We start from the raw sequence: 12,676 nt of genomic DNA, 5'->3' as shown, positions 1-12,676 counted from the left end.
TAAAAATAACATTTTTATTGCTCGAAGTATCTAATTTTAATTTTAAATGATAAAAAAATCAAACTTAGTTATTACATTATCAATAATAAATGATTACAATTATTTTAATTAAATAATTTTCTTTTTAGTCTGTTTTATAAGTAATTTAAAAAAATAACCGTTTCTAATGCACTAGAAATTTTAAATATTCAAGTTGAAATTATTAAAAAAATCCAAGTAGTTTTGCCTAGCTAGGATTTTCATTATTTAACTATTTCATAAGCATTTCATTAACAACATCAGGTATTTCAGCCCCTGTGTCTTCCAAAACAAATAAATAAAATATATATTTAATAATATTTGGAGTATACACTTTTTGAACATCTAATGATATGTATTCATTTTTTTGTACACCTGAATATGCCTTAACTTTTTCAATTAATTTGGTTGCTGAATTTCATTCTGCATCTAAACTAATGGCATTATTTAGAGCATTTTGATACTTTTTATTTGCTTCGTCTAATTCATTTGCCTCAGCTATATATTCATCAAATTTTTGTTTAATATTAGGCTTTACTTTTTCCGTTTGTCATGAATCAATTAATTGTTTTAAACCATTAATTTTATTGTCAATTTTAACATTTTTATCATTAACATTCTTCATAAGTTCTTGAATATCTATTAATAATTGTTTAGCAAAATCAGATCTATTGTCTTCAGGAATTGCGTTTATTCTATCAAATGCTTTTTGAGCATTAAAATCAGTTTTTATTAAAGCTAAATTATATGATTTTTCCTTTGATAGTTTTTCAATGCTTGATAATTCATTTTTTTCTAATTCTACTCATTCAGAAATTTTGTGACTTACACCTTCAACTTCAATTTCCACATTTTTATCGCTTTTATTTAATTGTTCAATTTTATTTTGTGCAATATTAATTTCATTAATTAGAGTCTTTGTTGAATCTAAATTATCAAAAGCTTCCTTCTTTAACTTATTAGTAGCATTTGCATTATTTAATTTTTCCTTTATAAGATTGCTAAACGCTTTGCCTTTAAAGTCAAGTGCTTTATTTATTGAACCATTTATTATTTTTAATTCTAGAATCCCATCCGAATCTTTAGACCACAATATTTTTTCAATTGTGGCTTTGTCTAATTCTGCTTTTTGTATTGCTATAGTTAATTCTTTATTTGCTTTATTTGCTGATTCAGTTGTTAAATTGTTCATTTTATATACTGATTGAGCTTGAAGATATGATTCTTCTAAATTTTTCTTAATTTCTAAAAATTGAATTTCATTATATTTAGATAATTCATAATTTTTACGATCTATAAGATTTTTTAGTTCTAATTTAGATTTTTCATTTTCACTTAAATTATCATTTGCTTTTAATTTATTTTGTTCTTTTACATTTTGTTTGTCATTGTTATTGCAAGAAATAACTGAAAATGGAACCGATATTGTTGCAACCGCACCAAAATAATTTAATATTTTTTTTATTTTCATATATTTATCCTTTTTAATTCTTTGTTTAAAATTTGCACTAAAAAATTTAGCATATTAAAATTTATTTAGAAATAAAAAATGAAAGATTTTTTTACAAAAAATAAACTTATATTTTTTTTATTAATAAGTAAAATGTTTATATGTTTAAAAATAGGACACTACCAGGATTATTAATTACAATTTTTATTGTCTCATGGACAATACCACTTGCAATTTATGGAAAAAACCACAATGAAGCAAGAATTGCTGCATATTTTTTTATGGGCGGTTTTTTACTAGTGTTTGGTTATGAATTATTTAGAGCTTTTAGATTACCTAAGGCTTGAGTATTTATTTTTTCTATAGCATTTGCAGCTTCTATTTTATTTCCTTATAACACAATGATTGAAATGTGTAAATTTGAATTAACAGACTTAGAAATTAAAGAAGCATTTCAAAATAAAGATATTAAATTTTTCCTAGTTGAAAAACTAGCAAAAAATCCATGAATTCTTCTTATAATTTTTTCAATTTCAATTGTTTTATTTTTCGTTGAAATGGCAACATTAACAAATATGAATGTAGAAGATAGAATTATAAGATTCTTTATTGTACTAATTGCACAATACGTTCTTATGATGACAACACAAATTATTATTTTTTCATTATTTACTCATTGAGAATATACATTATTAATTTTTTTAGTTCCCGCAACTTGTGACACTGCAGGTTTTTTTGGCGGAAAATACCTTGGAAAAAAATGAATAAAAGTACCATTTTCTCCATACATTTCACCTAAAAAAACTTGAGAAGGTTTCTTTAGTGCACTATTCTTTGGAACGGTTGTATCAATTTCATTAGTTTTTCCTATTGATAGTCTATTTTCAAATCCTAGTTCTCAAGAATTTAATAAGTGGATTATGAAGACAATTTTTGTATTATTTGCGCCTTTATTTTCAGTGGTTGGAGATTTATTCTTTTCATATATAAAAAGAATTAATGCTATAAAAGACTACTCAAAAATTCTTGTAGGACATGGAGGTTTCCTAGACAGATTTGATAGTGCATCATTTGTTGGAATACTTACGTTTTTAATCTGTGTTTTTATGTAAAAAATATAAATAATAAATTATAAAATAGTCGATTTTGAAAAATCGTATTTTTCCACATACTTATCAACAAATATATTTTATATATTATTAGTATTAGTATTTAGTCTTTTTAAAGTTTATAATTTAAGTATATTTATAATACATTTAAATACTTATATTATGACTAATAATAATTGGGGGAAATATGAATAGATTGCAAAAATCAATAGTAAGAAGTGTGGCAACAGTTAGTTCGCTTTCATTAGTAGGAGCCGTGGCTATTGGAACACTTTTTTGATACAAAAACCAAAGAAATAATGACACGCTAGGCAAATCAAAAAACATAGATGAATTTTGTAAAGAGCTTATCAAAAAATTGAGAGATAGATCTGAGGAAAAAGATACAAAAACAGGAGAGGGAAAATCCAAAGATGTTTTTGCCTCAGATACCAATAGATTTAATTACTCGCAAAAAGAATTTGAAAATGAACATTTTGACATAAGAATTAAAAAAGTTGGATCCAATGATATTGAGGGTTCAGTATTTCTAAGTGTTATCGTTAAAGAAAAATCAGGTAAAAAAAGAACTTGAAATAACGATAATAAGCCTGTTAAGATAAATGGATTTAAACATTTATCAACTAGTCCTCTTTACTTTACTCCAGACGAGTTAAAAATTAGACATGATGATTTAACTAAACTTGAAGCATACCTTAAAAAAATTCCTGGAGGAGAAAAAAATGGCCTTCAAGGTTTTAAAATGTTAGAGGATAATGGATTTGTATCAGTTAGCGATTTACCCCAAAATGTAAAAAATAGTATTGCTTTTTTAAACTATAATATTGCTTTTTTAAATGGTAATACTAGCGTTCCGCAATTAGAACTTATTTTCAAAACTAAAAAAACAATAAATGCTTCAACACTTGAAGAATTACATAACACAGAATTATATAATCTTAAAATTGTAATCCCTTTAACAGACTTAATAACAAATATTGGTTCTGATGTTGAACTAGCTTACAAATTAGAAAAAATTAGAGCACAATTAATTGAACTTAAAAATATAACCAATAATTCCTCTAAATATTCATTGTATTCAAATGAAGTCAAAATAAAATATAGCGAACTTCTAGAAAAAGAAGATTCTCTACTTACCAAAATTAAATCATTGATAGGTGAACAAAATAATATTTCTTTTAATGGGTCTCTAACTAAAAAAGTGTGTGAAGATATAGAAAAACAGGTTATTGAATATAAATATGAACAATATACATATGAAATTAATAATAAAATTAATCTTCTTAAAGAAAAGAGAAACACTTGCAGAACACTAGATGCAGTAAATTATAAAGACGCAATAGATTTAATTAGATCTGAGGAATGATTCGATAGGCATAAACTAATTAATGAAAATGGACTAAGCAAGAAAGAAAATGTTGATTTAAAAATTGCTTTATTAAATAAGATAAATGACAACATTAAAGAGTTTGATGATAGTGTTCAAGATATTTTAAATGATGCTAAAAATAAACTTACTAATTCATTTAAGGAGATCTCTAATAAAAAAATCATTGATTACTTAATTTCAAAACAAAAAAATTCTTTACTAAGTGATTCAGAAAAATCTATATTAGTAACTTTTAGCAGTGGAAAAAAAGAAGTAACAAAAGATATTAAAAATACTACACCTGCAAAAATTAAAGAACTTGAAAGAATTTTTGCTGAAAAAATAGCTGAGTTAAAAGCTAATGTTTTGCATCAAAAGAAACTAATAAGTGATTTTATAAATAGTTTTGAATTAGAAAGAAAATCTAAAATTGAAACAATTGAATTAATTAATGAGTTTGACAAAATTATTCAAAATAATGAAAATTGATTATCAGTTATTAAAAAAAGTATAAAAGCAATTGAAGCAGAATTAAAAATCGCTAAAGATGAAGATAAAGAATCTCTAAGAAACCAAAAAGACAAAATTAAAACAATTGCAACTACATTAGAATCTAAAATTAAAGAATTAAAAAACATTAATAAAGAACTTAATGTTAATTTAGTTTCAACAATAAATAATGCTCAAAACTTTATTAATTTTGTTAATGAAGAATTAAAAAAAGATGAATATAACTTTGATGTTGATAAATTAATAGAAATGAAAAGGAATTCAGATAAAAAGCAAAACACATGGAATCAAGATATTTTGTTAGCCTTTGAAAAGGAATTCAAACTAATTAATGAATATATTAGATTTAAAGATCACTTCATCAATTTTTCAGCTGATAATGAAAGTCTAATAACAAAACCAAACACTACTAAAACCTTCGATGATTATGTTATATTAAATAAAAAATTCTTTAAATACTTTATCGAATCAAAGAAAAATTTAGTTGACTTATTTCATAAACAAACAGAAAGAGAAAAAAATCTAGAAAAAGAAATAGGTGCAGGCGCTTTATTAGGAATTGACGAAGATGAATTTAACAAAATAATAAACCAGTACAAGGCAAGAGATATTAGAAATCCTATAAAGGATAACGATATAAAATATGGATATATTACCTACTCTGAGCTAAATGATATTATTGAACTATTTAAAATTAACTTAAATGAACTATCTAAGAAAAGTTCAAATCTATTAAAAGCAGACCTAATTGAAAAAATAAATGAAATTGAAAAATTTCAAATAGATCACAAGGATAATGTTGATTGAAATTTATATGAAGCTAAATATGGAGCCGAAAAAATGAAGCTGCCTGCTTTTATTACTAAATTAAATAGCATACTTTATCCAACAATAAAAAAGGCTCTACTAGAACAAGGAATCAATGAAGCGGATGAAGAGCTAAAATTAATGATTGAAATTGAAGAAAAAAATAAGACATTAAAAGAAGCTGCAAAAAGAGCTTTTGAAAGTCTTAAAAAATTGCAAAAAGATAATAAGGCTCAATTTAATTTAGAAAAAATAAATTACTTTAATAAAGTTACAAATGATCAATCTATAATTAGTATTACATATGAAGATGCTATTACCAAAATTGAAAGCGACTTTAGAATAAAAGAAACTAATCTTTTAATAAATATTAAAAAGCAAATTGAAAAAGAACTTTTAAGAGTTCAAAACGAAATTAAAGAAAATAATGAAAATATCCAATTTATAAAATCTAAAAATTTAGATAAAGTAATACTTGAATATAGCGCCTATGTTAATTTTGAAAAATATCAATTAACAACTATTTCTAAATCTGCTAATGAATTTATTACCGCTGCATCTGCAAAAATAGTAACACCAATGACTCTTGAAGAGTCTTCGGCTATAGTTACTATTATAAATAATGAATATGAAAAACTAATTAACTATTGTAAAAAAATGAAAAATGGTGTAGATTCACTAAATGCAGAGCTTAAGAAATTTAGTGACTTAATTTCAAATAATTTTCAATTAATTGAAATTAATTCTGATAAATTTAATTTTCTTTCAGAATTAAAATTAAGTTCTGAAATTCAAGATTTAGTTCATCAATATATAAATAGCGAAAATTTAAAAAATATTAATTTAGCTGAAATCGATTTAAAAAATATTAATAAAATGCTAGAAAATAAACTATCCGAAAAGATTAACGAACTACGAGAAAAATTTTCAAATATTAAAAAACTTTTTGAAAACTTGAATATAGAAATTAATGAATCTTTCATTCGATTTAACGATAGCAAATACCAAAATATGTTAGATTCAAGTAATACCAACATAAACAAAGTAAATGACATTATTTCTAAATTAAGTTTACAAAATGAAAGCGACTTATTAACAATTACAAATGACTATAATTCTCTATTAAAAACCAAAAAACTTAATGATTTAAACAACATTATTGCTAATTTGCAAGTAGAATATGATAAATATTTTGCTCAAGATAGTGAAGGTTTTAAACCAGCTTTAGATGTTGTTGATAATTTAATTAAAACAGCTAAAAATATTCACAGTTCATCAACTTCAAATATAAATGACTATACAAATCAATTTAATAACATTCAAAACGAATTGAATAATGGTTTAAACAGTAGACTTAAAAATCTAATTGAAAAAGCTAAGCAAGATTTCAATACAAACATTAATGAAAATGAAAATTTAAAAGAAGCTATTGAAGAATTAATAACTAAACAAGTTTTAGATTCTGAAGAACAAGAAATATTCAATATATATATTGCGGGTATAAACGAAATTAAAAAAGGATTAAACAACACAACCCCTTCTAAAATTAGATCATTTATCTCTGATTTAAATGATGCTTTTAAAATTTACAGCATTAAGATCAACATTAAAAATAAATTAGAACAAATTGTTAATTTTAAAAATAATTCAAAACATATAGATTGGGTTAATTATAAATTTAGTTTCTCGAGCGAAGAAGTCTTATTTAGCGTATATGTAAACCAAGTAAATTCCAAATTAAAGCTCAATGATGAAGGTGAATTAAATAATGTTTTAAATAGTTTAACTCAAGAATTCAACAAAATTAAAAACGAAGAAAATAAAATATTAGGTCAAAAAAATAAGATTCTTTCTCAATTAAATATCGAAAAAGAAAATGCTAATAATTTATTAAATAGTCTTGAACCAAATGATGATTATAAAACAATTAAATTACGTTTCACAACATTAATAAGTACAATAAGCAAATTAAATATTACAAATACTATTCCTGAATTAAATACTGCTTTGAGTGAATCTAAGAAAACAAACTCAAATATTAAAGAAGATAAAGAAAAGATTGATAAAGAACGTCTAAATTCAATAATTGAATTTAAAAACACTATTGAAGTTGCTAAAACTATTATGTCTGATTTAAATTCTTCATGACAAATTTACGACACTTTAAAAGACAAAGTTGATGAATATGATGTTCCTAATTCTGATGAAAAATTTAAAATTATTTTAAAAACTCATATTGACAGTGAAAACGTTTATGTTAAAAAATTAATAGATGATTTTAAACTCACTGTTGAGGCTAAATTAGCTCAAGATGATCTTAAGAAAGTTATCGCGAATTCTAATGAATTTATAAATGTAGAATTAGAAAAAGATGAATATCACATTGGGAAATATAATAACAAAATCAGTCCTGACTTTAAATTTAAGGAACTAGTCGATTTTATTAATGAGGCACTTTTAGTTGCTAATAAAAACAATGAAACTAAGAGTGTTTATGAAAATAAAAAAGTCGCTCTATCAAGCAAACTTAATGATGCAAAAAAAATAAAAAATAATATTGATGTTGAGTATAAAAATGAATTTGATCAATTAAAATTGTTAATTCAAAATTCTAACGAATTACTAAACAATATAAAAACTAATTCAATTTACAATGGATATGAAACAATAACATTTGAAAGCGCAATCACACTTTCTCAACAAACTTTAGATAACAAGTCGTCAAATTTAGATAATCTTAAAGAAACACTAATTTCTTTACAAAAATCTTATGAACAAAATAATAAGCAAAAGGATATTTATGTTGCTAAGAAACATTTACAATCAAAAATAGACGAAATTAATGAATTTTTAGATGAGATAGATAAAATACCTAATAATTTTTCAAATTACGGAAATAAAGCAACAATTGAATATAAATTTAATGAATTGTTAAATGCCAATAGTAATGCAAAAATCATCATTAATGATTTATCATATGAAAAAGATGCCCTAGAAAGTGAAACAAATAAACTTTCTGATCTGTTAACAAAATCTAAAAAAATTAAGGATACTATTGAACAAAATAATCAAAATAGTAAGAATATTTTAGAAAGTAAAATTGACGAAGCTAATTTATTATTAATTGAAGTTCAAAATAATCCATATATAGGTTACAATACTACTTTACTAGTTGCAACAATAACTGCTACTAGAAATATTTTTACCAACATTCTTTCGGGAATTAAAGAATACGATAAGGCAACAAAAGATTTAGACGAAATTATTAAAACTACAAATAAAGAAAAGATAATCTACGTTGCACAACAAAAATTAAAAAATCTAATTAAAGAAGTGAGCCAATTTTTAGAAATAGTTGAGTCAACAACAAATCATCTTTCAAATTACAATAGCAAAACTTCTAATGAATATAAATTCAAGAACTTATTAACAATATTGAATAATGCTAAGCAAATTGAAAAAAATCCACTATCAGATCAATCAGCATTAAATGCTAGTGCCACAGAATTAAAAGAAGCTTTAGAATCAGCTATTAATATAAAAACTGAAATTGATTCTAAAAACAGCACAGCTAAATCTGAGTTAGTGTCTACAATACAAAAAGCAACAATCCTTAAAAACGAATTGGAAAATGAACCTTATTTAGGTTATGACACTAAAGAGTTAAATCAAAAAATTAGTATTTCCAAAAATATTAAAGACAACACTACTTCAGGTATTAAAGAATTCAATAAAGCTAATGAAGATTTAAACTCATTAATTCAAATAATAAATAATACTAAAGCTGATTATTTAGCAAGAAAGATATTAACTAAAAAAATTGATGAAACTAATGAGTTTCTTAGCCAAATTGAAAATACACAAAACCATATTTCTAACTATGGCCAAAAAGGATCTTTAGATTATAAATTTAAAAATCTTGTAGATAAACTAGAAACCGCTCTAGTAGCTTCAAAAAATTTAAGTTTAAATAAATCACAGTACGAAGATGAAAGTAATAAATTAACAAAATCTCTCAATCTCGCAAAAGTTGAAAGAGATCAAATTATTAAAAGCAATGAGCTAGCTAAAAACACTCTTAAAGATAGTATCGCCAAGGCAAATGAATTACTTAACAGTTTAAAAACCACAGCATATTCAAAATATGACTCTTCTATTTTTGAACAACAAATACAATATTCAAATAATGTTTATGAAAATGGTACTTCAGGAATTAAGGAACTAACAAAGGCGAATGAAAATATAAATTCAATTATAAATAAAGTCCAAAATGAAAAAATAACTTTTATTGAATTGCAAAAATTAAGAGAGCAAATAAACCTGGGAGATGAATTTATTAATAACTTAAATTCAGTCCCAAATCATCTTTCAAACTATAAAGATAAAAATGATTCTCAATTTAAATTTAAATCCTTATATGACGCTCTTGAATTAAATAGAAATAAATTCAATTTAGAAAGCGATAACAGTTCAATACAAGAAACCACAAATTCAATTAAAAATTTACTAAAAGAAGCAAGCGATGCGAAAGCAAAAATAGATGATGAAAACCAAGTGAAGAAGAATTTATTAAATGGTAATATTGCTGAAGCACAATTATTAAAAATATCACTTTTATCAAATTACCCAGAAGTAGACATTAATGAATTGATAACAACTATTAATCAATCAAATGATGTAATAAATAACGTTCAATCAGGAATTAAAGAGTATGAAAATGCTAATACTGTATTACTAAGCTCTATAACTAAATTTAAAAACATAGAAACTATTGCAAAACTTAAAAAAGATTTAACAACTTTAAAAGAAAATGCTGAAAAAATTGCTCTCAAATTTAATGAAGAAAACTATAACAGTTTAACCTCAAATAAGGGCGATTTACAAAATGCAATTTCAAAAGCAACTATTTCGTTAGGGAACACTTCTATTTCTAAAGAGGAATTGATGCTAGAAATTGCCAACATTGAAAAAGAAACTAAAAAAGCACAAAAAGTATTAAAAACACATATATTAAATTTAGTTAAATCTAAACTAATCGAAATCGAAAGATTAAATTTAAAACTTGAAGAAAACAATGATTACATAAGTCCAAAAAATATATTAGCATCAGCAATTGAAGAAATTAATCAATCAACTGAAAACGATATTATTGAATTATTGGAACAAAGATTAATATCGATAAATAAAATTATTTCCGAACAAACTCAAATTATTGAAAATATTAAAACCAATAGAAAACAAAGTGTAGATAAACTTAAGGAATTATTCACAAATTCAAATAAATTAATTGCAAAAATGCATGATTGTCAAGAAAAAGAAACATTAAAAGATATTTTAAATCAATACTTGACTACTCATGATCTTCCAGCAAGCAAGACTAAAAATGAAATTGATATTGCTTATAATGAAGTTAAAAAAGTCTTTCAAAAAACAAATCTATTTGAATCAAATTACATAAAAGATTTAAAATCTCAAATTAATTTAGAAATTGACAAAATAAACACTTTTATTTCAGAAAAATTAAATTACCCATCGCAAACAGATCAAATTAAAACAGCCCTTCAAGACGTAGCATCTAATAATGCATTTTCAACTTCCGATACGTCATTAGTTTTAAAAGACAAATTGGATAATTTGAAAAATACATTTGCAGTTGAAGAAGCAAAATACTTAAGATTACTTAACGATTCAAAATCTGAATTACAATACATTAAAAATGAAGTTGATAAATTATTAAGTAAAGTCTTAAATAACTCTGACTTTACAGCAATTAGAAGTAACTTAACTTCAACTAGTTCTAAACTTGCTAACCACATATCTTCAAATGACTTTAATGATTTAAATAAAAATAAAACGCTTTGAGATAGTGTTAATATTGTTGATTTAAAAAATCAATTAATGAGTTTAATAAATTCAAGAGAGTTATTAAAAAATAAATTCAATGAATTGAAATCTAATTCAAATATTGAAATTTCTAATTGTAATTCACTTACAAGCACTATAGATTTAAATTATGAAAAACAAAGATTACAATTATTAATTCAAAATATAGATAACTTCTTAAAACCTGAATCCTTTAATTCAAACTCAACAACATCAATTAATACTCAATATACCGAATTCAACAATGTCTTAGAAAGTGTTAAAAAATTAATTGAACTTTACAAATTATCATTAAAAATTAATAAATCAACAGAATACGCAAATAATATTTTAGTAAATAATAAAGGCATAATCAATTCTGAAAAAGCTTCTATAAGTGATTTAAACTTGTTAGTGCAAACTATTAAAGTTACACTTAAGGATTCAAATGATTCAAATTTAATTAATTCTAAAATTCAAGAAACTGAAAATAAATATAATAATCTTGTTTCTCAAGCATTAGCAAAAATAAAATCTGCTATTACAAATATAAATAATGATAATTATCATAAATGAACTAGAGATGAATACTTAAATCAATATGGTTTAAAACCCGAATGAACTAATTACAATCAAGAAATTAATAAATTCAAAAACATCGATAGTTTTGATAAAATTGCCCAAAAATCAATCGAATTCCTAGGGCAATTTGTACCAAATTTAAAAAATTCTATTGAAAATAAATTTTCACAGCTATTAAATTACGTTTCAAAAACATTTAATTCTGGCAGTGAATTACACAAAATATACTCTCAGTTAACAATTTTTAAAGCGGTTTATTTTGGCGATGGATATAAATACTATGAAAAAACTAAATATCAAAATCAGAGAATTTATGAAGTTTACGATCTAATATGCAAAGATATTAGTATTTTAAAAAGAATGGCAAATAAGTTTTTAGATAACGATGATGTATCAAAATTTATGAAACCAAAAGACCCTAGTTATTCTCATATACCTACTAGAAAATCATATGAACAACTAAAAAGATTTGTTGATTTAACTAAAAATGTAATAGAAAATCATACTGATAAACCTTCAAATGTACTTGCTAATTTGTTTAAGCAATCACAATGAAACTATAATGATTCGACAAATTATTACGATGTTAGAGATGCTGTCTGACGTTACTTTGGCTGACAAAGTAATAAAGGTGTAATCAACATGCAATCAGATGTAATTGCTAAACTACTTATCCAATTAAGCATAACATCTGGACCACTATTCCATCAAGCAAAAGACTTTAAAGTAAATAATGATATATCTAAAACCGGAAGCATGTATTACGATACATCTCACATTAGAAACTCATATGCTTTAATTAAAAATAGATATGAAACAGGCCTTAAAATAATTCTAGATATCACTAAACAATATACAAATGATTGAACATACTATCCTAATAATGAAAATGGAGATTTAGAATCAGATCCTGAATTATCAGGCATTCAATACTCGCTTTCAAACTGATACAAATTAGAAATATAAAAA

General features: G+C 23.7%; 3 protein-coding genes. 2 read left to right on the top strand and 1 reads right to left on the bottom strand.

What is annotated here, in order from left to right; translation table 4 throughout:
• Nucleotides 1–250 precede the first annotated feature (250 nt).
• A complete protein-coding gene (locus JXZ90_RS03245; protein WP_205848337.1) occupies nt 251–1,489 on the bottom strand; it encodes a hypothetical protein in 1,239 nt (412 codons plus the stop codon).
• Nucleotides 1,490–1,629: 140 nt separating this feature from the next.
• Here JXZ90_RS03245 and JXZ90_RS03240 point away from each other — a divergent pair, with 140 nt between their 5' ends.
• A complete protein-coding gene (locus JXZ90_RS03240) occupies nt 1,630–2,580 on the top strand; it encodes a phosphatidate cytidylyltransferase (protein WP_205848336.1) in 951 nt (316 codons plus the stop codon).
• Nucleotides 2,581–2,764: 184 nt separating this feature from the next.
• The gene (locus tag JXZ90_RS03235; RefSeq protein ID WP_205848335.1) at nt 2,765–12,673 is read left to right on the top strand and encodes a hypothetical protein; all 9,909 of its coding nucleotides are present in this window, start codon (nt 2,765–2,767) and stop codon (nt 12,671–12,673) included.
• Nucleotides 12,674–12,676: the final 3 nt, after the last annotated feature.

This window comes from Mycoplasma sp. Mirounga ES2805-ORL (assembly GCF_017084445.1).
GTDB lineage: Bacteria > Bacillota_I > Bacilli_A > Mycoplasmatales > Metamycoplasmataceae > Mycoplasmopsis.
The sequence above is the reverse complement of the archived record's forward strand: the minus strand, read 5'-3'. Positions and strand labels throughout refer to the sequence as shown.